Origin of the sequence: Halomonas sp. DP5Y7-2, from assembly GCF_019802025.1 — a bacterium.
GTDB classification, from domain to species: Bacteria; Pseudomonadota; Gammaproteobacteria; order Pseudomonadales; family Halomonadaceae; genus Halomonas; species Halomonas litopenaei_A.
Genome location: NZ_JAHVHY010000009.1, coordinates 137,664 through 160,132 on the forward strand (window position 1 = coordinate 137,664; position 22,469 = coordinate 160,132).

The 22,469-nt window shown below is 64.3% G+C and carries 21 protein-coding genes; 1 reads left to right on the plus strand and 20 read right to left on the minus strand.

What is annotated here, in order from left to right:
* The first annotated feature begins 68 nt into the window (after positions 1-68).
* Positions 69-2,339, plus strand: a complete 2,271-nt coding sequence (locus KUW18_RS17635) for a putative bifunctional diguanylate cyclase/phosphodiesterase (RefSeq protein ID WP_222562007.1) — start codon at positions 69-71, stop codon at positions 2,337-2,339.
* A gap of 71 nt (positions 2,340-2,410) precedes the next feature.
* Here the strand turns inward: KUW18_RS17635 and KUW18_RS17640 are convergent, their stop codons facing one another.
* From KUW18_RS17640 to KUW18_RS17735, 20 genes are all read right to left on the minus strand, one after another.
* A complete protein-coding gene (locus KUW18_RS17640) occupies positions 2,411-3,151 on the minus strand; it encodes an SDR family oxidoreductase (protein ID WP_222562008.1) in 741 nt (246 codons plus the stop codon).
* Positions 3,152-3,414: 263 nt separating this feature from the next.
* Positions 3,415-4,389, minus strand: a complete 975-nt coding sequence (locus KUW18_RS17645; protein WP_261396768.1) for an SMP-30/gluconolactonase/LRE family protein — start codon at positions 4,387-4,389, stop codon at positions 3,415-3,417.
* A 131-nt stretch (positions 4,390-4,520) separates the two neighbouring features.
* Positions 4,521-5,669: a galactonate dehydratase gene (gene dgoD / locus KUW18_RS17650; RefSeq protein ID WP_206944042.1), complete on the minus strand. Its 1,149-nt coding sequence runs from the start codon at positions 5,667-5,669 to the stop codon at positions 4,521-4,523.
* A gap of 85 nt (positions 5,670-5,754) precedes the next feature.
* Complete coding sequence (locus tag KUW18_RS17655) at positions 5,755-6,537, minus strand: FadR/GntR family transcriptional regulator (protein WP_222164088.1); 783 nt, start codon at positions 6,535-6,537, stop codon at positions 5,755-5,757.
* Between the two features lie 165 nt (positions 6,538-6,702).
* Positions 6,703-7,446: a 4'-phosphopantetheinyl transferase family protein gene (locus KUW18_RS17660; protein WP_222483787.1), complete on the minus strand. Its 744-nt coding sequence runs from the start codon at positions 7,444-7,446 to the stop codon at positions 6,703-6,705.
* Positions 7,427-7,867 (minus strand): excinuclease ATPase subunit, encoded by a 441-nt coding sequence (locus KUW18_RS17665; protein ID WP_206944038.1) that lies wholly within the window; start codon positions 7,865-7,867, stop codon positions 7,427-7,429. The genes KUW18_RS17660 and KUW18_RS17665 overlap by 20 nt, the downstream gene beginning before the upstream one ends.
* Before the next feature lie 54 nt (positions 7,868-7,921).
* Positions 7,922-9,178, minus strand: a complete 1,257-nt coding sequence (locus tag KUW18_RS17670; protein WP_206944037.1) for a beta-ketoacyl-ACP synthase — start codon at positions 9,176-9,178, stop codon at positions 7,922-7,924.
* Positions 9,178-9,903: a 3-oxoacyl-ACP reductase FabG gene (fabG, locus tag KUW18_RS17675; protein ID WP_222483783.1), complete on the minus strand. Its 726-nt coding sequence runs from the start codon at positions 9,901-9,903 to the stop codon at positions 9,178-9,180. Before fabG ends, KUW18_RS17670 begins: the two co-directional genes overlap by 1 nt.
* Positions 9,900-10,448, minus strand: coding sequence for a hotdog family protein (locus KUW18_RS17680; protein WP_261396770.1), 549 nt, complete (start codon positions 10,446-10,448; stop codon positions 9,900-9,902). The genes fabG and KUW18_RS17680 overlap by 4 nt, the downstream gene beginning before the upstream one ends.
* Positions 10,445-11,653 (minus strand): beta-ketoacyl-ACP synthase, encoded by a 1,209-nt coding sequence (locus tag KUW18_RS17685; protein WP_222562009.1) that lies wholly within the window; start codon positions 11,651-11,653, stop codon positions 10,445-10,447. The genes KUW18_RS17680 and KUW18_RS17685 overlap by 4 nt, the downstream gene beginning before the upstream one ends.
* Entirely contained in the window at positions 11,638-12,336 is a 699-nt protein-coding gene (locus KUW18_RS17690; protein WP_315900686.1) for a DUF3261 domain-containing protein, read from the minus strand. The genes KUW18_RS17685 and KUW18_RS17690 overlap by 16 nt, the downstream gene beginning before the upstream one ends.
* On the minus strand, positions 12,333-13,586 hold the full coding sequence (locus KUW18_RS17695; protein ID WP_261396772.1) for an NAD(P)/FAD-dependent oxidoreductase: 1,254 nt from the start codon (positions 13,584-13,586) through the stop codon (positions 12,333-12,335). Before KUW18_RS17695 ends, KUW18_RS17690 begins: the two co-directional genes overlap by 4 nt.
* Positions 13,570-15,924, minus strand: a complete 2,355-nt coding sequence (locus KUW18_RS17700) for an MMPL family transporter (protein WP_222562010.1) — start codon at positions 15,922-15,924, stop codon at positions 13,570-13,572. The genes KUW18_RS17695 and KUW18_RS17700 overlap by 17 nt, the downstream gene beginning before the upstream one ends.
* A complete protein-coding gene (locus KUW18_RS17705; protein WP_222562011.1) occupies positions 15,921-16,526 on the minus strand; it encodes a LolA family protein in 606 nt (201 codons plus the stop codon). Before KUW18_RS17705 ends, KUW18_RS17700 begins: the two co-directional genes overlap by 4 nt.
* Positions 16,523-16,963, minus strand: coding sequence for an acyl-CoA thioesterase (locus tag KUW18_RS17710; RefSeq protein ID WP_222562012.1), 441 nt, complete (start codon positions 16,961-16,963; stop codon positions 16,523-16,525). Before KUW18_RS17710 ends, KUW18_RS17705 begins: the two co-directional genes overlap by 4 nt.
* Positions 16,953-18,506, minus strand: coding sequence for a histidine ammonia-lyase (hutH, locus tag KUW18_RS17715; protein ID WP_222164082.1), 1,554 nt, complete (start codon positions 18,504-18,506; stop codon positions 16,953-16,955). The genes KUW18_RS17710 and hutH overlap by 11 nt, the downstream gene beginning before the upstream one ends.
* The gene (locus KUW18_RS17720) at positions 18,490-19,446 is read right to left on the minus strand and encodes a glycosyl transferase (protein ID WP_222562013.1); all 957 of its coding nucleotides are present in this window, start codon (positions 19,444-19,446) and stop codon (positions 18,490-18,492) included. Before KUW18_RS17720 ends, hutH begins: the two co-directional genes overlap by 17 nt.
* Positions 19,443-20,183 (minus strand): glycosyltransferase family 2 protein, encoded by a 741-nt coding sequence (locus KUW18_RS17725; RefSeq protein WP_222483772.1) that lies wholly within the window; start codon positions 20,181-20,183, stop codon positions 19,443-19,445. The genes KUW18_RS17720 and KUW18_RS17725 overlap by 4 nt, the downstream gene beginning before the upstream one ends.
* Positions 20,176-21,927: an AMP-binding protein gene (locus KUW18_RS17730; protein WP_222562014.1), complete on the minus strand. Its 1,752-nt coding sequence runs from the start codon at positions 21,925-21,927 to the stop codon at positions 20,176-20,178. Before KUW18_RS17730 ends, KUW18_RS17725 begins: the two co-directional genes overlap by 8 nt.
* A complete protein-coding gene (locus KUW18_RS17735) occupies positions 21,924-22,466 on the minus strand; it encodes a hypothetical protein (protein ID WP_261396773.1) in 543 nt (180 codons plus the stop codon). The genes KUW18_RS17730 and KUW18_RS17735 overlap by 4 nt, the downstream gene beginning before the upstream one ends.
* Positions 22,467-22,469 lie beyond the last annotated feature (3 nt).

Genomic DNA, 22,469 nt, shown 5'->3' on the forward strand with positions numbered 1-22,469 from the left:
TGGGCCGCCATGGATCACGACCATGGCTGACTTAGGGAAGACGCAAGGTTGAGAATAGGGGAACCTGCATGTCCTTTCGTGCAAGGCTGCTGCTGGTGATGCTGTTGCTGACACTGGGTATCCAGCTGGTGGCTTCCTGGGCGGTGCTGAGTGCGGTTCGCTCCGCGGCGCTGGAGCAGGGCAAGCGTGAGCTGGATGTCGCCTCGGGGGTGGCGGTGGCTCTGCTCGAGGGGTGGGGGCAGCAGTTGCTGCGCAATGTGGACCTGCTGGTCGATGACCCGCGCTTTCTTGCGGCCGTCGATGATGTCCTGGTCGACACGTCATCGCGCCTGGCCGCCGCTGGCACCTTGCGGCAGCAGGCCGCCCGGATGGGCGCAGATACCCTGCTGTTGCTGGATGAGGCAGGGCACGTCATGGCTTCCAGCCAGCCTGCGGCAGGGTCGGGTGTCTTTGTCGACAGCTGGCGGATGCCGCTCACGACGGACGATGCGGGCGTCGTTTCCCCCAGCATTCTCAATGGGCTGGGCTACCAGCTGGTTCAGCATCCGCTACCGCCGGGGGCGGGCGCTGCCCGGTTGGCGCTGGGATTCCGTCTGGATGAGTCGATGGCGTCGGCGCTGTCCGGGTTGATTGGCAGTCAGGCCCACTTTGATGTCTCGGTGTCACCGAACGATGTTGCAGCGGGGCAGGATCACCAGGGGCTCAGTCGCCGTCTCCCCCTTTATCAGGGCGAGCAAGGGCGCATTGATATCGTGGTGGAGCGCTCTCTCGAGACACTGCTGGCGAACTACCAGGACGTGAAGGTCAATCTGGCGACCATCTTTGCGGTAAGCCTGGGCCTGATGCTGGTGGCGGTGGTGCTGATCGCCCGTGGCGTCAGCCTGCCACTGCTGCGTCTGGCGGGCGCGGCGAAAAGCGTCGGTCGAGGAGAACCGCTGGACCTCAAGCGTATGCCCAGGCAAGGCGAGTTTGGCTTGCTGTCCTCCACCCTGTTGAAGATGCAAGGGGACCTGTCACGACGGGAAGAGGACATGCGCACCCGCGCGCGGCAGGATCAGTTGACGGGACTGGGTAATCGCCAATGTGCCAACGAGGATATCGAAGCCGCCATCGAGACCGGGCGCCCCTTTACCCTGTTGCGCCTGACCATCAACCACATGCGTCGGATCAACGATACCTTCGGTCACGACTTTGGTGACCGGGTATTAAGTACCCTGGCCCAGCGGCTTGCCGATCTGCCGGCCCCCAAGGTGGGGGCCTATCGCTTGAGCGGGGATGAGTTTCTGCTGTTGCTCACGGTGGCCCGCCTTGAGCCGCCGTGGCTCGAGGATACCCTGAGCGGGCTGACCCGAGAGCTTCAGCTTGACGACTCTCCCGTGTCGTTGAAGGTGGCCATGGGCGAAGCACGTTTCCCGGAGCACGGCGATGAGGCCAATCTGTTGCTGCGGCGAGCCGAGATCGCGCTGGATCGTGCACGCCAGCTGCGACAGGCCCATCAGTGCTACCAGCGCGGACAGGATGAGAGCCATCTTCGCCATCTGGCCCTGGTGCGAGACTTGCAGCACGCCGCCTTCCGGGGCGAATTTTCTCTCAGGTATCAGCCGCAGGTGTCGGCGCTGACCGGACGAGTGATCGGGCTGGAGGCGCTGTTGCGCTGGGATCACCCGCAGCTGGGCTGGATTCCGCCGGATGAATTCATCGAGCTGGCGGAACGCTCCGGGCAGATTCACCAGCTGACCCACTGGGTCATCGACTCGGCCTGCGCCCAGTTGGCCAGCTGGCGTGACATGAAGCTCAAGATTCGTCTTGGCATCAATATCTCGGCGATGGATCTGCAGCAGCCTGGCCTGGTCAAGCGAGTGGAAAAAGCCTTGGATCGCTATGGCCTACAGGGCGAACAGCTGTGTATCGAGCTGACCGAAAGCGCCTTGATGCAGTCGCCGGAAATGGGCGCACGCAAGCTTCAGGCGCTGCGTTCCATGGGGGTCGAGCTGGCCATTGATGACTACGGGACCGGCTATTCATCGCTGGCCCAGCTCAAGCGCATGCCGGTTCAGGAGTTAAAGATCGACAAGTCCTTCATCATGCAGCTGATCAAGGGCTCCGACGATGATGTCATCGTTTCCTCCACCATCGAGCTGGCACACCACCTCGGGCTGCAGGTCGTGGCTGAAGGCGTCGAGGACCAGGCGGTGGCCGACCACCTGGCCGAGCAGGGCTGCCACGTTCTGCAGGGCTTCTTGATTGCTCGCCCCATGGGGAGCGGGGCCATGACCGAATGGTTGAAAGAAAAAGGCGACGTCAGTCTGCGCGATGCGGCCAACGACCATCACCGCTGAACGGGATGAATCGCTTTAGCCGATGGCCTGCTCAATGCCCGCGGGATGCAGCGGACATTGACGGTATGGGGTCAGGCAAAGCCACCGTTGGCGCGAATGACCTGGGCATTGATCCACTCGGACTCTGCGCGCATCAGAAAAGAGACGATCGCCGCGATATCCTTCGGCTCACCCAGGCGCTCCAGGGGCGGCTTCTTGGCAAAGCTTTCAATCTGCTCGGCACTTTTGCCGCGCCGGAACAGAGCCGTATCCACCGGGCCCGGGGCGACCGCGTTGACGGTGATGCGTCGACCGCGAAGCTCCCCGGCGAAGACCTTGGTCAGTGACTCCACCGCGGCCTTGGTGGCGTTGTAAAGACCATAGCCAGGCAGGTTCAAGGCCAGGGCGCTGCTCGACAGGTTGACGATGCGGCCACCGTCTTCAAGGCGCGATGCAGCCTCCCGCAAGGTATTGAAGGTCCCTCTGACATTGGTGTCGAAGTGCTGGTCGTAGTCGCTGTCACTGGACTCGGCCAGCGGCACCATGCTGAGGGTTCCGGCATTGTTGACCAGTCCGTCGACGCGACCGAAGCGCTGACTGGCGGCCTCGAACAGCTGGGTGACATCTGCCGGACGTGTGACGTCGGCGGCGACGGCCAGGGCGACGCCACCCTGGGCCTCGATCTCCTCCACCAGACTTTCAGCGCTCTCGCGGCTGTTGGCGTAATTGATGACCACCTGGTGGCCATCACTGGCCAGGCGTCTGGCAATGTCTGCACCAATGCCGCGAGCGCCACCGGTGATAATGATGACGCGCTTGTCTTCTATCGCCATGAGATCAGGACTCCTGGAGGTGTGCGTCCGTCAGCGTCCGAAGAAACGTCAGCCGGACAGTGTCAAGGCGCTGCCAGCAGCGCCGTTAGTGATGGCAGGCTTGTCTAGGCTTTGTCCGAAAAGTCGACGAGCGAAGGTTAGACAAGGCAAAAATTGGTGAGAAAGCGCAGTTTACGAGGTGTAAATGAGTATTTTGACCGGGCTGGCGTACCAGCCGATTTTTAACACCGTATTACCAAGCGCAGGCACTTTTCGTACAAGCCCTAGCGAAGCGCGATGGGAGGCTCCACTAGCCCCCTCACTCCCGGTAGCGCCTCGGCCAGATCGAACAGGAAAATGGCGCCATCCCGGCGTGAAGGCGCCTGTTCGCCAGCGGCCGGGGACTGCCCCTCTGTGGCAGTGGTGATCAACAGCTGGGTCAGGTGGTGACCGCCAAAGGCGGGGCAGGAAGGTTGTTCGGCGTTGACGCTGATATGGCAGACCTCTTCTCCCGTCGGGGAGAGGCGGGCGACCCGTCCCGAGCCCCACAGCGCGAGCCACATGTAGCCTTCTGCATCGATAACCGCGCCGTCGGGATTGCCGACATCCCCAGAAAAGTCCGCCCAAGGCTCGGGGGCGATCAATGCTTCCGGTGCTGCTGGCTCGCCTTCCTGAAGGAAGCTGTTGCCGTCGGCGCGCAGGGGGAAGCCCTGGGCGTCCAGCGACCAGCGCATGACCACGCCAGTGACGGTATCGGTAAAGTAGCCGAGTCGCCCGTCGGGCGAAAAGCACAGGGCATTGGGGATGCTCATGCCGCGCTTGAGGCAGGTGATCTGGCCGCGATAGAGGCGATACAGACTGCCAGCCCCCGGCTCTGCAGCCTTGCCCATGGTGGAGAACCACAGGCCCCCGTGGCGGTCGATGCGAGCATCATTGCTGCGAGTGACAGGATTGTCGGCTTCTACCTCCCGCCAGGGCGATATCTGGCCATGGGCATGGTCGCGTTCCTTGAGGCCTGACTCGGTGACCAGCAGATCATCGCCGCTGGTCAGGGGAGCAGCGAACGAGGTTAACTCGTCCAGCGCTTGGCTGTCGTGGGAGCCATCGTCGAGTCGATAGCGGTGCAAGCGTTTGCCTAGGATATCCAGCCAGCGATACTCGCCACGCAGGGCGTCCCAGCTTGGGCCTTCGCCCAGCTCGCAAGGACCGTCGAAGATCACCCGGGCCTCGCCCAGGCAATGGGAGGAAGAAGACGTCATCGGTTGTCTCTCAGGGGTAGCCGAGCTATGAGTGTTTCCTCAGTGTGGGAGCCCGCCCGAGCGGCGGCAAGTGTGCGGCTCGCTCGGGCGGCCATCAATGGCTCTAGAAATACCCTGTCGACAGGTGGGGCTTACCACTCGGCGACGGAGCCATCCTCATGCTGCCATACCGGATTGCGCCAGCGGTGACCGACCTTGGCACGTTCCTCGACAAACTCCTCGTTGATCTCGACGCCCAGGCCTGGCCCGTCAGGAATCGCGCAGTAGCCGTCTTCGATGGACAGGGCTGACTTGTCCACCAGGTAGTCGAGCACGTCGTTATCCTTGTTGTAGTGGATACCCATGCTCTGTTCTTGAATGAAGGCGTTGTGACACACCGCATCCAGCTGCAGCGAGGCGGCCAGCGTCAGCGGACCCAGCGGGCAGTGGGGGGCGAGTGCCACGTCATAGGCCGAGGCCAGGGTGGCGATCTTGAGACCTTCGCTGATGCCACCGCAGTGCGACAGGTCCGGTTGCACGATATCCACCATGTTATCGGCCAGCAGATCGCGGAAGGCAAAGCGGGTGTGCAGGCGCTCCCCGGTGGCGATGGGGGTCGCCAGGTCCTGGGCGATGGTCTTGAGGACGGGCAGATGCTCCGGCGCAACCGGCTCCTCGATGAACATCAGGTGATAGGGCTCAAGCTCGCGCATCAAGGTCTTGGCCATGGGGCGATGGACGCGACCGTGAAAATCCACCGCGATGCCGACATCTGGGCCCACGGCGTCACGGGCCTCTGCCACCCGTGCGACCGCGTCATCGATCTTGCGATGGCTGTCGACGATCTGCATCTCCGGGGTGCCATTCATCTTGAAGGCGGTAAAGCCCTGATCGGTCAGTGCCTTGGCGCCTGCCCCCACGTCGGACGGGCGGTCACCACCGGTCCAGGCATACATGCGCATGCGATCCCGCACCTTGCCCCCGAGCAGCTGATGCACCGGCACGCCGAGTTCGCGGCCCTTGAGGTCCCACAGCGCCTGATCGATACCGGCAATGGCCGACATCAGGATGGGGCCGCCACGATAGAAGCCAGCGCGATACATGACGTTCCACAAGTGCTCGATGTTGCGCGGGTCCTGGCCGATCAAGTAGTCCGACAGCTCGTGCACGGCCGCTTCGACGGTGGCCGCTCGACCCTCGATGACGGGTTCGCCCCAGCCGTAGACGCCTTCGTCGGTCTCGATCTTGAGAAAGCACCAGCGCGGCGGCACCTGCCAGGTCTTGAGTTTGGTGATCTTCATGGTGGAAACCTCATGTCGGCGGCCGGTTCAGCCGCGTGGAATGTAAACGATGCACAGCAGTGGCGGTGACGCTCGCCCCTGTGGCTTACAGGCTGGGTCGAGTTGAAGGCGCCATCACACCCTGGCCAGGTGCCAGCGAACCCAGGTCGCGGGCGGTGCGCTCGAGCAGGCTTTCAGTGGCTTGGCGGGCCTGTGCCGGTTGCCTCAGGCGAATCGCTTCCAGCAGTTGGCGGTGCCGCTCCAGGCTGTCGCTGAGCCCTTCGGCCTGGCCCGTTGCCTGATCCTGGGAGCGCTGTATCAATGCCACAATGCATGGGCGCAACAGCAGCCCTAGCTGGCGCCAGACCAAGTTATGGCTGGCACGGTAGATGGCATCATGGAACGCCACGTCGTACTCGGCATGGGTGAGCCGCAGGTGGGGCAGGTCGGCGGTGCTCAGCATGCCCTCGAAGGCTCGCTCGATACGTGCGAGGTCCTCACCCGTGGCATGCAGGGCGGCCAGTTCGCTGATGTACGGCTCTGCCGCCAGGCGAAAGGAAAATACCGCAGCGATCAATTCGGGATGGGGAGCCTCCAGGCTTGCCATCCAACGGCTCATCTGTGGGTCCAGCAGGTGCCAGTCAATGACATCACGGACCAGCGTTCCGCGTCCGGCCACCCGCTCGATCAGACCTGCCGAGACGAGCTCTGCAAGGGCGTTGCGAACGCGATTGCGGCTGGCATCGAAGTGATGGCAAAGGTCCAGTTCGCGAGGGAAGTCATCGCCCGGTTGCCAGCGCCCCGAGAGGATCGCTTGGGCGAGGACCTCGGCCAGGGCTGACGCGCCGCCTGTCTCTGGCGATGGCGATAATGACGAGAGAGCGGCCATCTGAACCTCCGAAATGTTGGATGTTAGTGTATTTAATGTCTGACATTTATAGCAAGCGACAATAACACCCTCAGGACTAGACCTTGGTAGGGGGCAGGGGCAAGGAACTCGCTGGAAGGAGGCTTGTGGGTAGAGGGCAACGCTGCCAGATATCGATGGATCGTCTCACCCTGCGTCAGAGTGTCGGATCCTCGTGAAAGGAATGCCGCACCCACCTAGAGGCATCTCGATGACCAGCTGGGAACTCAGGCTGCACAGGCTCAAGGTGAGCCTTTGATCCTGTGCTTGCCAGACATTCAGTGGCGGTTCGAAGGGGCGAGAGTCACGCTCGAGGTCAATGCCTGCGGACATCGGCATCGGTATCGACATCGCCACGAGCGGTGCGATGCGGGTGGCCAAGACATGGTCCGGTGGCTGGTCCGCCAGACAGCCGAGCTTGTAGCAGGCCTCGTGCAGGGTCCAGGCGCGGTAGAAGGCGGCAAGAGGATCACTTGAGGCGCGGATGGCGTAACGCACCTCGGCCTCAGGCAATGTCTCGATCAGCCCCTCGAGGCGACGCTGGTGTCGCTGCTTGCGAGAGGGGCTTGGCGCCTCGATATCCAGACCGATCGGCACCTCACCAAGTCCGGCGACGACCAGGCTGCCGCTGTGGCTTAGACAGGCCGTCCAGGGGCAGGGCAAGTCGGTATGGCGCGGCGGCCCCGCGCCGCGTGGCGACCAGCCCTCCAGCGCACAGCGATGGCCAAGCTGGGCGGCCAGCCGGGTTAACAGCTCCCGTCCCAGGCGGGATGTCTCGGCCCCCCGCGCGATGGCCGAAGTTGGCCGCCCCTGGGGGGCAGCACCGTCATTGGCCGACAGCGCTGCGATGGCCAACAGCAGCCGCGGACGCTCAGCGCAGCGTGACGACATCGCCCTTCAGTGCCACCCCGGCCATCAGCGCGCCGGCATGGCACTCGTACTCGTCGGTCAAGGCGCGCGGGTTTCTGTCGTAGAAGCTTGCGATGTTGACCACGGCGTTACCGCCCTGCTGGCGCGCACTGTCCTGCAGGGCGATCAGCGCCGAGAGCATGACCCAGCGGCAGGCTTCTTCATCCGTCTTGTTGAACGCGTTGGTCTTGCGGCTAGTGACCACTTCACCAAAATTGCGGTCGACGGTACCGCCGTCATCGGCAAACACCAGCCGGATGCTGGGGTCCAGCTTCTCCTGAGCGGCTGGTGTGGCCAGCGCTTCCTGAATGGGCAGGAAGTAGGGGGTGTCGCGTGCTTCAGCACTGGCGGCTGTGCCAAGGCTTGCGAGAAGCAGTGACAGGGCAAGAGTTCCTTTCTTCATGTGTCGTGTCCTTTCTTCTTATGGGGAGGCCGTTGGCCCCGCGCGGTCGCGTCATTACCAGCGGCGGAAAATGAGCGACGTGTTGATGCCACCGAAGGCAAAGTTGTTGCTCATCACGTATTCACACTGCATATGCCTGCCCTCGCCACGCAGGTAGTCGAGCTCAGCACAGTCGGGGTCCGGATTCTCGAGATTGAGGGTGGGATGGAACCAGCCGTCGCGCATCATCTCGATGGCGACCCAGGCCTCCAGTGCGCCGCAGGCCCCCAGGGTGTGACCGGTGAAGCTCTTGAAGGCGCTGATCGGCTGGTGCTTGCCGAACACTGCCTGAGTCGCCTTGCTTTCGGCGACATCACCGCGATCGGTCGCGGTGCCATGTGCGCTGACGTAGCCGATATGGGAGGGGTCAAGCGCTGCATCGGCAAGCGCACCGCGAATAGCGCCTTCCATCATGCTGGCATCCGGTTGGGTAACATGGCGACCGTCGCTGTTGGTGCCAAAACCGACCACCTCAGCGTAGATATGGGCGCCACGGGCCAGGGCGTGTTCTAAGTCCTCAAGGATAAGGCTGCCGGCGCCTTCGCCGATGACCAGACCGTCGCGATCGCGGTCAAAGGGCCTCGGTGTTGCCTGCGGCGAATCGTTGCGGGTACTGGTGGCGAACAGGGTGTCGAACACCGCGGCTTCCGATGCGGAAAGTTCTTCGCAGCCACCTGCGATCATCGCCTTCTGGCGGCCGAAACGAATCGCTTCGTAGGCGTAGCCGATACCCTGGCTGCCCGAGGTGCAGGCGCTGGAGGTGGTATGAATGCGCCCGCGTACGCCGAGAAAGACCCCGATATTGACCGGCGCGGTGTGGGCCATCATGCGAATGTAGGAGTTGGCGTTGAGGCCGTCTGTGGACTTGTTGATCAGCATGTTGCCGAAATCGGCAACGGCATCTGGCTCACCGGCTGATGCGCCATAGGCGATGCCCATCTCGCCACTACCCAGCAATGGGCTGTCAGCAAGCCCCGCATCCTCCAGTGCCAGCTCGCTGGCGCGAGTGGCCATGCGGGCCCCGCGTCCCATGCTGCGCAGGGCCTTGCGATGATAGTGCGCAGGCAAGTCGAAGGTTTCCACCGGGGCACCCAGGCGGGTGTTGAGACCTTCATAGACGGCCCACTCGGGCAGATGACGGATGCCATTTTCGCCGCGCAGCAGGCGTGCCTTGATGGTTTCCCAATCGTTGCCGACTGGCGAGAAGCCGGCCATGCCGGTCACTGCCACGCGACGCCCGAGGCCGTCGGCGCGATGTCCGTGATGATGCATCAGCATAGCCCTCCGTTGACGCCGATCACCTGGCGAGTGATATAGCCTGCGTCCTCGGAGCACAGGAAGCTCACGGCGGCAGCCACCTCTTCGACTCGCCCAGTTCGGCGCATCGGTATCGCCTTCATCGCCTCGTCACTTGCCAGGTCTTCTGTCATGTCAGTGTCGATCAATCCAGGTGCCACCGCATTGACCGTGATCCTGCGCTTGGCCAGTTCGACGGCCAGCGCTTTCACTGCGCCAATCAGCCCGGCCTTGGCTGCGCTGTAGTTGACCTGCCCGCGGTTGCCCATGACCCCGGAGACCGAGGACATGACCACAATACGGCCAGGCTTGCGTCGACGTATCATCGGCATGCTGACCGGTTTGACCACGTTGTAGAAGCCGTTGAGGCCAGTGTCGATGACGCTGTCCCAGTCATTGTCGGTCAGTGCCGGAAAGGCGCCATCGGCCGTGATGCCAGCGTTCAGTACCACGCCGTAGTAGGCACCATGGGTCTCCATGTCATGTTCCAGCGCCGCCCGAGTGGCCGCGCGGTCGGTCACGTCGAAGCACAGTACCCGTGCCTGTCGGCCCTGGCGGCGGATGAGCTCGGCGACGTCTTCGGCGGCATCTTGGCGGCTGCGGCAATGAACCACGATATCGAAACCATCCCGGGCAAGTCGCAGAGCGATGGCGCGGCCGATGCCCCGGCTGGAACCGGTGACGAGCAGGGTATCGGTCATGGCGTGGCGTCCTCGAACATGGCTGACAGGGCGTCGGCGCTGTCGGGCTGAAAGACATTCAGGGTGGCGCTGGCCAGCGTCAGGCCAGTGGCCCCGCTGAGTTCGCCGCGAAAGGCACCGAGACCATTGTCGGCGCGATAGTCGAGCACGATCTTGACGGTGACCGGGAGATCGAAGCAGAAGTGCTCGACGTCGCAATGGTAGTGTCGGGAGCCAAGCAGGAAGCCGATACGCGGCGTGTCTCCGTGTTGTCTTGCAGCCTGGCCGGACCAGGCCGCAATCGCTTGGGCCAGCCACTCCAGGCCCACCCAGCCAGGAATACCCTGGTCGTCGGCAAAAGGATCGTGACGCCGTGGAGTGACGCTGGCCACCAGGTGCTCCTCGCCGATCTCCACAACCTGGTCGAGCAGACACATGCTGGCCTGGTGAGGCACCAGCTCGGCGATCGGCGGAAAGCGCTCCTCAGCCACGTCAAGGTCAGTGGCCTGCTCGGGAGTGGCCTTCGATGACATGCCGGTAGCCTCGGCACAAGGGGTGAGTGTCATGACGTACGCTCCATCACGAGAGAAATATTGTTGCCGCCAAAGGCGAAGGCGTTGGATAGCGTGCGGCGAACCCGGGTGTGAGCGGATGGCAGTGCCTGGCATAGCGCTAGCTGCGGCAGCGTCGGATCGGCGGCATCCAGGTGAGGCGGGCACCGGTCATGCTGCATGGCGAGCCAGCAGAAGGCCGCTTCGAGAGCGCCGCAAGCGCCCAGGGTGTGGCCGGTCAGGCTCTTGGTCGAGCCACAGGCAACCCCTGCGGGAAAGGCCTGGCTCACGGCGCGGGACTCCATGGCATCGTTCTGTCGGGTCGCGGTGCCATGGAGGTTCAGATAGTCGATGTCGGCCGCTGTGAGGCCTGCCATCTCCAGAGCGGCTTGCATGGCATTCAGGGCTCCCTCACCGTCGGGCCGCGGCGCAGAAATGTGGTGGGCATCGCTGGTTTCCCCGTAGCCACTGAGCTGGATGCCACCCGGCTCGCCGCTGACCAGGAACAGCGCAGCCCCCTCGCCCAGGTTGATGCCGTCACGCTGCTCCGCGAAAGGCTGGCAGGGTTGGTTGCTGACCGCCTCAAGGGCAGAAAATCCGTTTACGGTAAGGCCGCATAAACTGTCGGCGCCACCTGCGATGACGACATCACAAAGCCCCGCCTTGAGCATCCGCCTGGCGCTGGTCAGGGCCTTGGCACTGGAGGTGCAGGCGGTCGAGAGGGTGTAGGCTGTGACGACAGTGACGTTTGGCCGAGCGTTGGCGATACGCCAGGCCAGGAAGTCGGACGGCGCGCCGATCTCGTGGCGAGCGTAGTGAAAGTCGTCAGGCCAGAGGCCCGTTTCAGCGCGCTGTGCGACCGCGCGTTCGGTTTCGCCGATGCCTGAGGTGCTGGTGCCCAGCACGATACCCAGGCGCGCCTGTGGATGTGTCTCCAGATAGGCGTCCAGCAGCGGGATGAGTCGCTCGAAGGCGGCGTCCAGCAAGCGGTTGTTGCGCGAACGGTGGCGCGCTGGCCAGTCACTATCATCCGGCAGGAGGGACGTCACGGCGCCCAGCCATAGTGGGCGTCCGGGGCTGTGCTCATCACTGAGCACAAGGCCACGGGTGCCGCTGAACAGCCGCGAGGCGATGGTCTCAAGGTCATCCCCTAGCGGGCAGACCAGTGCCGGCGCATGGAGTCGGCAGAATGTCTGCGTGGGTGTCACGTCGAGGGGCATGGTAAATCAGTCGCTGCACGGTGGTTGATTGTTGTGTCGGGAGTGCGGGTAGCGGGAGCCGGTGAGGATCCCAGCCTCGAGACACTAAGCCAGTAGTTGGCCTCGATATCATGAATCACATGGCAGGCTGGCGTCATCTTGACGCCAACGACCAACTGATTTCGAAAATAGATGCTGCGTGCATTGTCCTGCTGAACCAGCGACCAGTCACTACCTGCAAAGGCCTCGTGCAGTCGCTGTTCCGGCCACAGGCTAAAGCTCAGGCGACTGGCCAGCCAGTCTGCGCTGAACGGCGGGGTAAAGACGGCTCCTGGTGCAAAGCGCGCCCCTTCGGCGTCCTGCGTCAGGGTCAGCAGTCGCTGGCCTTGCAGGCTAAGCAGGGCCAGCTGCAACTGCCGATGATCATGGCGTAGTACCCCGATAAGCTCTCGACGCTCACCCTGATGCACGAACGTCAGTCGCTGGGTCTGAGCGCTGACCGGTTCCAGACCGTCGAGACTCGGCATGGGCGCTATGCCGGGGCCCTGCGCGCAGCCGCCCAGCAGTGACAGCAGTCCCAGGGCAGCAACAAGACCCAAGCGTCCCAGCGCCGCGCGCAGTCTCTTGCGCTCGGCGAAGGGGGGCCGCTTGCTCGGGCAACAGGCTTGCCTTGCGCGGGGTGTGGGTACGATCGTCAGGCTCACGGTATCGCCGCCTCGCTGTCCAGCTTGCAACGTTCGGCAAGACTCGTGAGGCGTCGGCGACTGGCGGCCACGAAGGGGTTGTCAGTATCCCACGCGTAACCGGCCAGGACCGAGGCAATCATCTGGCGGACCCGGGGCTGCTGGTCGGGATGGAAGATGACGCGAGGCAAGCGGCCGTCGTACCAGGCGTCGACGAACTCGCGGAAGGTGGCCACCCCCTGGCGCAAGGGGTGTTCAAACTCACGCTGCCAGTCGATCGTCTCGCCCTCCAGCTGGCGTGCGACAAGGGGCGCCGCGCGCAGGGCGGAGTTCAGGGCGATGGTGACACCGGAAGAAAACACCGGGTCGAGAAACTCCCCCGCGTTGCCAAGAATGGCAAAGCCCGGACCGTGCAGGCGGCGAATGTCGGCGGAGTAGCCGCTGATTCGCTGGACCTCGCGTGTGGCGGTTGCTGCCTTGAGCAGCCGCGCGTAGCGGGGCTCCTGTGCCAGCATCGACCACAGTCGCTGCTCGTCGTTGTCACCTGCCTGTGCAAGCTGTTCAGGACTTGCGACGACGCCCACCGATGCGCGTCCATCACGAAACGGTATCAGCCAGTACCAGACTCCAGCGTGTTCGGGGTGAACGCCAATCAGGATCTTCTCACGGTCGTGGAGCGCCGGATCAATATGGTCCTCGACATGGGTAAACAAGGCGCAGCGTGGGGGGAGGTCGGATGGGCGATCCAGCGCCTCGAGACGTGCCAGCACACGGCCATAGCCGCTGGCATCGAGCACAAAGCGGGCATCCACGTCGAAAGATTGACCGCTGTCGTCGACGCAGCTCAGCCCTGGCCTGATCGCATCCGCGTGAAAGCCAGTGACGCTGACACCGAAGTCAACCCGGGCCCCTGCGGCTTGGGCACCCTCGATCAGGCGCCGGTCGAAGTCTTCCCGCGGCACTTGCCAGGTAGTGCCAGGCCCTTGACTGAACTTGTCCCGGAAGTCGATGGCAGCATAGTCCTCACCACGACAGAAGGCGGCACCATTCTTGGCTTGATAGGCACCCGCCTTGGCGGCGTCGAGCAGACCGCAGCGGTCCAGGTGAACCATGCACTGGGGCAGCAGGCTCTCGCCGATCACGAAACGCGGAAAATGGGTGCGCTCCAGCACCCTGACCGAATAGCCCTTGCGAGCCAGCCAGGCGGCCGCTGCCGCACCGGAGGGTCCAGCACCGATGATGGCGATGTCGGTTTCAGGTCGTTCTTCCATGGGATGCGTTCTCCGGTTCGTGGGCGTCGCCTCCTGCGACACCATGATGAAAGGCATCGTCGGCGCGTGCTCTTGCGCCTCGGGCCAAGGGGACCAGGCACCAGGCGGCGATCAGTCCAATCAGGCAGGTCTGCCCGAGAAAATGCAGGGCTGGCGTTGCACTGAATGCCAGCAAGCCAAAGGCCAGGAGACTCGAGGCGCAGGACAGGCTGATGGCTAACCAGGCGCCAGGATCCTCTCGGTGTTCAGTGCTGAAGATTCCCGCATCCAGCCCGATCCCGAGCACCAGCAGTAGTCCCAGCAGGTGGAACAGCGTCAGCGGTGTCTGGTGCAGCGCAAAGATTCCCAGGGTGATCAACACTGCGCCCACGGGGGGCAGCAGGGCGCGCCAGACGTTGCGGCGATAGCGTACGCCGAACACCAGTATCAGCAGCGCCAGCGCCACTGCCAGCCAGCGCACCAGCTCGGCGCTGAGCAAGGCGAGCTGCTGCGAGAGTGCGGCGACACGGTCGCGGTAGATCACGTCCTCTGCCTCGGCGAGCTGGTGCAGAGCGGTAGTCGCACTGGCGTCGACATCACCCAGCATGATCAGCGCGGCGGGTGAGTCGAGACCGTCGAGCCAGAGCGCACGGTCGGCTTCTCCGGCGGAAGTTGCCAGCCAGGCGCTGGGCGTCAGGATGGGCACGTCGTCCAGGCGTTGGCGCACCCGATCCTGGAGCGCGCCCGGTAATCCGGCCGCGGTCAGCAGTTCTGGCAAGGCCTCGGCATAGCGCTCTTGCACCTGGGCCAGGGCGTTGTCCTGAGCGCTAGCCGGGGGCACTGTCTGGGCAAGATGGCGGAAAGACGACAGGTGGCCCTGCCGCTGCAGCCTGGCGAGCGGTTCGCTGAGTTGGTCCAGGCGCGTCAGCAGTGCGTCGGTCGAGGTGGCGGTGACGAGCAGATAGCGGAAGCTGGCGGGACGCTCAAGCAGAGCTTGAACGCGCTGCTGCTCGTTGATCAACGCTGCCGGTGACGGGTTGAGCTGTCGCAGGTCATGACTGGTGCTGCCCCTGGTCAGCGCTAGTGCGGCGGCACCTGCCAGCAGCAGCACCAGCAATAGATACTTCCAGCGGGAGTGGGTACGCGGGCGCCACCGGTCAAGTCGCAGGGCGATGGCCGCGGTGGCCGGATGCGGCTGGACCGGGACACAGGGGAGCCACAGGCGCACGCTCAGCCAGGCGCCGATGAGTCCCAAGGCGGTGAAGGTGGCCATCTGGCGCAGGCCCGGCAACGGGGTGGCCAGTTGTACCAGATAAGCGCATAGGCTGGAGCCCAGGCCCAGCGCGAGTCCTGGCCAGAGCTGGCGTAACGGACGCTGAGGGTTGAGCTGGCGGGCGCACTGCAGGTGCAAGGCGTAGTCGACGGAAAGCCCGATAAGGCTGGCACCGAAGGCCAGGGTGATCAGGTTGAGTGTATCGAAGATCAGCCAGGTCAGGGCGCTGGCAAAGAGCAGTCCGGTGGCCACCGGCAGCAGCAGCAGGGCAATCGCTCGGGGCCGCCGAAAGACCAGTGCCAGCAGCGCCAGGATGCCGAGCAGCGAACCGAGGCCGATGGTCGCGATCTCCTGACTGGCCTGCTGGGCGCCGGCGGCGGCGTGAAACACCAGACCCGCTCGCAGGATGGTCAGCTCGGGGTGTGCCTGGTGAGCACCTTCGAGCACTGCAGCCAGGCGGTGCTGCAGATCCATGGCGTAGGGGCTGTCCGTCAAGGTACCGCTGATCAGGCTCCATGCGGCCTGGTCGGTGATCACCACCGGGCCCCCGGGGCGCCAGCTGACCGGGCCCTGGAAACGGGACTGCAGCCAGGCGTCGAGCAAGCCGAATGGGTCCTGCGCCAGATTGGCGTCGAGGCCTGGAGTGAAGAGCCGCGTGAGTCCGCGCTGACGCCACGTTTCGGCGTCAGCATCGGCCAGGGCGTCAGTCAGCAGTCGATAGCGGTAGGCTGACAGGCTTTGGTCGGGCCTTGGTGGCGATTGGCTATCGAGGGTCGCGACGATGCCGCTATCCGTCAGTGCGTGACGAAGCTGCTCGACAGCCGTCGCCTGCGCCGCCGGGGACGAGCCGTTCACCAGCAGCACGAAACGCCGCTCGAAGATGGTGGAGAGACGCTGGTCGGCCGCACTGATCAGCTGTCCTTGCGGTGAATCAGGCAGCAGTGCGGTAATGCGCGTATCCAGCGCTCCCCCTCGCAGTACCTGCAGCGCCAGCAGGATGACGCAGGCCAGCAGTACCAGTCCCCAGCCCCTGCGCAGCAGTGCGGCGGCGCTGAGGCCCTGGGAAGGGGCGCGCGAAGTGCTCATGCTCCGGGTGCTCGCGGCGGGCAGGGTAGCGGCGACAGGGCCAGGCTGAGGCGGTCTCCGTCGGTGAAGCGGACGACCAGTGAAGACACCAGTTCGTCGCCCTTCAGCGCTATGGACTCAAGGCGCTCCGCGATGGCGGCGTCCTTGGGTGACAAGGTGGCCTGCCAGGCGTCGAGGCGCCCGGACAGCGTCACGCTGAAGTGTTGCTCCAGGGCTGTCCAGTTACCGTCGAAAAGGCCTGTCAGGACGGGCAGCAGGGCCTTCATGCCCGTCGCCAGGTCCGGGTTTTCGGCAGATAGCACCAGCCTGTCCTGAATCGGTGTCAGTGTCTGCCAGACCAGCCCCGTTGACTGGCGACGGAAATAACCGGTGCTCGGTAGCTCCGTCTCGAGATCAGCCATCCAGCGCCGCTGATCAAAGCTGACGCAGGCGGGCGGGTCCTGGCTCAAATGGCGGCTGAGCTGCGTCAGGTCGGGTGGCGCAGCGATCGCGCTGGCGCTGGTTGCAAACATCAGTACCGCCAGGCGGGACGTCGCTTTAGCCCACGCTATGCCAGCCAGGAACCTGCCACCATGGGGCTCGGCCTGTGTCTTTCGGTTCATGACTGTGCCTCTTGCCAGGCAAGGATCCGCTCGCTCAGAACGGGCGGTGACGCCAGGCGCATTTCGCCATCGCCAAGCCCTACCGCGACCTGCACTGACCAGGCTCGGGTCAGGCGTTTGGCGGTCTTGGCGCAGCGAATGGTGTAGTCGATCTTGAGACGATGTTCCCACTCGCTGAGTCGAGCCTCGACGTTCAGGTGCTGACCGAAGCGCGCCGGGGCGGCGTAGCGCAGCCTCAGATCGATGATGGGCCAGGCGAAGCCGGACGCCTTCATCTGCGGGTAGTTGTAGTCGATGGCGTCGAGCAGACGGCAGCGGGCAATCTCGAGATAGCGCACATAGTGCCCGTGCCAGGCGACCTCCATCATGTCGACGTCGTGGAACGGGACCTCAAGGGCCACACTGGCCCTGGGCAGGGGGCGAGCATCAGGCGTCATACAGGCTCCAATGGCGGCGGCGTATCAGCGTACACAGATGGTTGAGGTCGCTGTCCAGGGCGCGGTCCTCCTCCAGCGGTGCGATATCACGGCGCAGTTCATCCAGGAAAGCCGACAGCCGCTCCGGGATGGCGCTGGCGTTGCCAACACGACTGCGTAGCTCGACTCCCTGTGCTGCTGCATGCAGGGTCGCAGCGGCGACCTGTTCCACCAGGGTCAGGATGCGCAGTGCATCCCGAGCAGCGATGGTGCCCATGCTGACCTTGTCCTGATTGTGGCACTCGGTGGAGCGTGAAAAGACGCTGGCGGGCATAGTCAGCTTGAGCGCTTCAGCGGTCCAGGCCGAGGCACCTATCTGTACGGCCTTGTAGCCATGATTGAGGGCCAGCCTTGAGGCGCTGGCGCCGCTCAGGTTGCTCGGCAGACCGTGGTTGTAGCGGCTGTCCACCAGCAGGGCCAGCTGGCGATCAAGAAGGTCGGCAAGGTTAGCGGTGGCCTGCTTCAGGCTGTCCATGACAAAGGCCACGTGGCCACCGTAGAAATGCCCCCCGTGCATGACCTTTCCGACACTGGCGTCGACAAGCGGGTTGTCGTTGGCGCTGTTCAATTCATTGGTCAGAAACTGGCGCCACCAGGGCAGGGCATCCTCGACCACGCCGATCACATGGGGCGCGCAGCGGGTCGAGTAGCGATCCTGCAGGCGCGGTGAGTTTCGTGGTGTGCGTGGTGCATGCAGATCAAGGCGCAGCCTTGCGGCCACCTCCTGCTGGCCTGGGTGCGGCTTGGCCGCGAACAGGTCGGCGTCGAAGTGATAGGGATTGCCGTCCAGTGCCTGGACCGATAACGCGGTAATGCGTGTCGAGAGTTGTGCCAGATAGGCGCAACGGGCGAAGGCCAGGCACCCCAGGGCGGTCATGACCGCCGTGCCATTCATCAGCGCCAGGCCTTCCTTGGGCTTGAGCCGATAAGGGGCCAGTCCACGCTCGGCAAGGGCCTCGGCGGCGGGACGTTGAACGCCATTGTCGATGACCTCGCGCTCGCCGCACAGCACCGCCGCCAAGTAAGACAGCGGTGTCAGGTCGCCGCTGGCGCCGACGGAGCCCTCCTCGGGAATCAGCGGAAGCACATCATGTTCCAGCAACCATGAGAGGCGCTCCAGCAACTCGACACTGACTCCCGACACGCCCTGGCAAAGGGATACCAGTCGCACCAGTACCACGGCCCTGGCCGCCTCGGCATCGAGTGTCTGGCCCATGCCGCAGCCATGAAAGGTATACAGCTGGCGCGGCAAGTCATCGATGTCGTCGTGGGCCACCGGCCGGGTGCAGGCGTCGCCGTAGCCGGTGGTGACGCCGTAGACCACACCGTCTTCCTCCAGCAGTTGCGCAAGAAAACGCTGGCCACGTTCGATGCGGGCGCGAAATTCAGGGCACGGCGACAGCACGATGCCACGGCGGCGCTGAGCGACGGCGAGAACATCTTCCAGCGTCAGGGCTGCGCCATCCAGGACCAAGGGGGCAGTCGACTCAGCGGGGTGGGACATGGTCATTGGTCTCGTCGGCAGTCCAGAAAGGGAAAAAGTTGAACCATTGCAACGGATGGCGCTGGACGCGCCAGGCCAGGTCGCTGCAGTGGCGCTGCATGGCGGCAGAAATCCAGGCGGCACGCTCTCGACGTCCCACCTGGCTGGCATCGTCGAGCAGATCGAAATCGACCAGGAAACCGTCGCTCTGGCGCACGCAGGCTAGCCGGTAGACCCGGCAGCGGAGCAGGCTGGCGAGCAGGAAGGGGCCTTCCGGGAAAGGCGCCTTGGCATCGAGAAAGTCGAGCTCACGGGTACGCCCCTGGCGGGGCGGAACACGGTCGGCTGCGATGACCACAAAGCCCCCTGCACGGATACGTGCATCCAGACGCTGAGCGCTGGACGGCGAAACCTCGTTGACCTCAAGGATCTCGGGTCGGCGTCGTCCGGTGGCGCGCTCCAGCAGCGCATTGAACTTGCGGGCGTTGGGCGTGTGCATGATAACGATCAGGTCCAGCGCCGGATGGCATTCGCTCAAGGCGTTGACGATATCGAGATTGCCGTGGTGAGCGACCACAATGAGCCCGCCCTGTCCTTCATCGACCGCTTTGGTGAAGTGGCTGACGCCGGCCCCCGAGAGCCTTGACGGAGGATACTCGCCGTTCCAGGCGGCGACCTTGTCCATGAGCGAGCGGCCAAAGCACAGGAAATGCCGAACGCTGCGTGCCCGCAGTCGCACAGGGTGTCCTGCCAAGTGGGGATCAAGGCGTGAGAGATAGTCCTGGGAGGCTCGCCTGGCCGTGCGGTGCGTCAGGTAGTACCACAGGATGATCGGCCACAGCAGGAGCTGAAAGGGCCAGTCGCCGAAGCGTCTGAGCCACACCATGAACAGCATTCCGCCCAGGGTGCCGCGCTCGCCAATGGTGGCCCAGTGGCGCTGGCGCTTGATGGCGCGGCTCATGGCTGCCTCCAATGACGTCGCAGCAGGCCTGGCAGGCGTGGCCACATGGCCAAGAACAGGCGGGCGTGCATCAGACTGATCTGGGTGTTGTCACGCCATACCGCGAAGTGGCTGACGCCCTGCTCGGGATAGTGCACCCGCACGGGTAGATTGGCGAGCTCGCCCCCTGCCCAGTACCAGCGTACGAGTACCTCGGTATCGAAGGTCATACGATTGCCGCAAGGGTGGCGGCGCAACAGCGAGTTGACCTGTGTGACCGGGTAGAGGCGGACCCCGCACATGGAGTCACGAATGTGGCGTGACAGGGTGTTGATCCAGACCCACACATGGGTGGCGTAACGGCCGTAGCGACGAGCCTTGGGCACGCTTTCGTCATAGCAGGCGTATCCTGCCAGCAGTCGGCGAGGCGACTGGTACATGGCATCGAGGAAGGCAGGGATATCCGCTGGGTGATGCTGGCCGTCGGCATCGACTTGCAATGCGTGGGTATAGCCCAGACGCTCGGCTTCGATGAGGCCGCTGCGCACCGCCGCGCCCTTGCCACGGTTGTCGGCATGGGTCACCAGCGTGTGGCCCAGGGATGCCAGGCGCTCGAGCTCGCGGCGACATCCTGCATCACTACCGTCATCGACCAGAATGATCGGCAGCTCGTGGCGGGCGAGGCGCTCTACCACTCCGGCGACGGTGTCCGGGTGGTTGTAGACCGGTATCAGGGCGCAGGGGCGAAGCTCACTCATCCCGAGCCTCCAGGCGAACCCTGCCTGAGGCGTGGCGCCCCTGTGCCGAGTCGTAGGTAAAGCCGATACCGTCGGCGCGACGTTGGAGGCTGAGCGTCAGGCGCTGGCCGGGGCGCACGACCTTCTGGAACTTGAGGCGGTCCACGCCGCGAAACCGGCCCAGGTCGGAAAATACCTCACGGGCATGCTGAATAGCCCATTGCACCAGCACCACTCCTGGCACCAGGGGAAAGCCTTCGAAGTGGCCTTCCAGATAGCGCAGTCGCTCCGGTACCTCAAGGGTCAGATGCCATTGTGTATTCTGGCCTTGAGCCCCCAGCCAGCGGGGCTGACGGTCATCAGTGAGGTCGTCGAAGAAGCGGCGCAGGGCGGCTTGATCATGCTTGCCTTGAGGATTGAGCGGCAGCGCCTCGACGAAGCGCCAGTAGCGGGGCATGGCCGATGGTTCGAGCGCTGCGCCAAGGTGTTCACGCAATGATGCGATCAAGCGCCGGCGTGGTTCATGCTCCTGTGGTAGGGCGTCGCCAGCCATGGCGACCACCACACCAAGGCGGCCATCGCGCAGGTCGAGGTCCACGCACCGAGCATCGTCAACGTGCTGAAGCTCACACAAGCGCTGTTCCAGTGCCGTCAGCGATATGCGCTTGCCGCCGACCTTGGCCAGCCGGTCGCGACGCCCCAGCAGGCGGAAGCCCTCGCCGTCGCGTTCGACGCGGTCGGCTTGTTCCCACCATTGGTCAGGGTGGGGGAGAAAGGGCGAGCGCAGGCGAAGAGTGCTATCACCGAGATCCAGCTCGATGTCGGGAAATGGCCGCCAGGCGTCCTGTCGCGACTGCTGGCGATAGGCGATGCCGCCGGTCTCGGTGCTGCCGTAGATCTCGATGACCGGGGCGTTCAGCAGCTGCTCGCAGCGCGTGGCGTCCGCAAGCGCCAGGGGGGCGCCAGAGCTGAAGACGTCGGTGATGCGCTGGTGCTCCAGGGCCAGGTGCTGGGGCAGCCGCGATAGCTGAGCGGGACTGGTGACCAAGCGGTTGGTCAGTCCGATATGTGAGGACTCGCTCGCTCGCTGGGCCATCACCTCGGGATAGCGACTGTCATTGCCACAGAAGGGGACGTTGTGACAGAGCGGCGACAGGATACCGGTCAACAAGCCATAGATATGCTGATGGCTCACCTGGCTGATCACGGCGCGACCGGTCAGGGGCCATAGGCTGGCATGACGGCTTAGTTCCTCGTCCAGTTGACGGAAAGATTTCGCCGCAAGGCTGGGCTGCCCCGTCGAGCCGGAGGTACATAGCACCACCGCTTCACCTTCGAGGGGAAGGCCGGCGTCGGTGGACGATAGCGTCACGCGCGAGGTCGCTGCAGTGTTGTCCTGGGTGCCCGCCACGGTGGGTGTGGCGGTGGGGGTGGCGGTAGGTGCAGCGGGTATGCGGCCAACCACCAGAGGCAACAGGCGTTCCAGGGTCGCTGGTCGATCATCGCCAGGCAGCAGGGCGCTTTGCCCGCTTTCCCACAATGCCAGCAGGGCGGCAGTAAAGGTACCAGGATCCGTGGCGAACAACAGCCAGCGTCCTTTCGGCCTTGGCTCAAGCCAGGTTCGCCATGCATCGATGGAAGGTCCAAGCGTCTGCGCGTGACACCAGGCGTCCGTCAGCGCGCCATTGCTCTGCACGGGCTGTCGCCAAGGGCGTTGCGTCAGGCCGAGATAATCGCTCCCAGCGTGGGTAGAAAAGGGGGTCATGGAGGGGGGCTCCGCAGCCGGCGTCGGCAAAGCCACTCACCGGCAAACATCAGGGCGATCAGGACATAGCTGATGACGCCGTTGTACAGGGTCCAGACGTCCAGGTCTGCATAGGCTGCCGTCCAGGCAGCGATGGTGCCGTTGACCACAAAGAACAGGCACCAGACTTGCGTCACGACTCGGGTATAACGCACGCCGGCCGGCGGTAGATTCGGCTCCTGCAATCTGGCCAAGCGTTCTACCACAGGCATGCCGCGCCACAGGCTGAGGGCAAAGGTGGCCAGCAGCACTGCATTGACGGCGACGGGGTAGCCACGTACGCCCAGTTCGGCGTCCACGGTCAGCCCCAGGGCCAGCAGCGTCAGGGCGGCGAAGGCTGCCAGGCCACGAGCCTGAGGCAGCCGCCAGGCGACCAGTGCACAGCCGGTCAACAGCAGCGGCCAAGGGCCGAGGATCCCAGACAGCCCCCACACCGCGAACGGCCAGGCCAGCGATAGCCCGATCGTCACCGCCTTGGCGGAAACCGTACGCGTACGCAACGC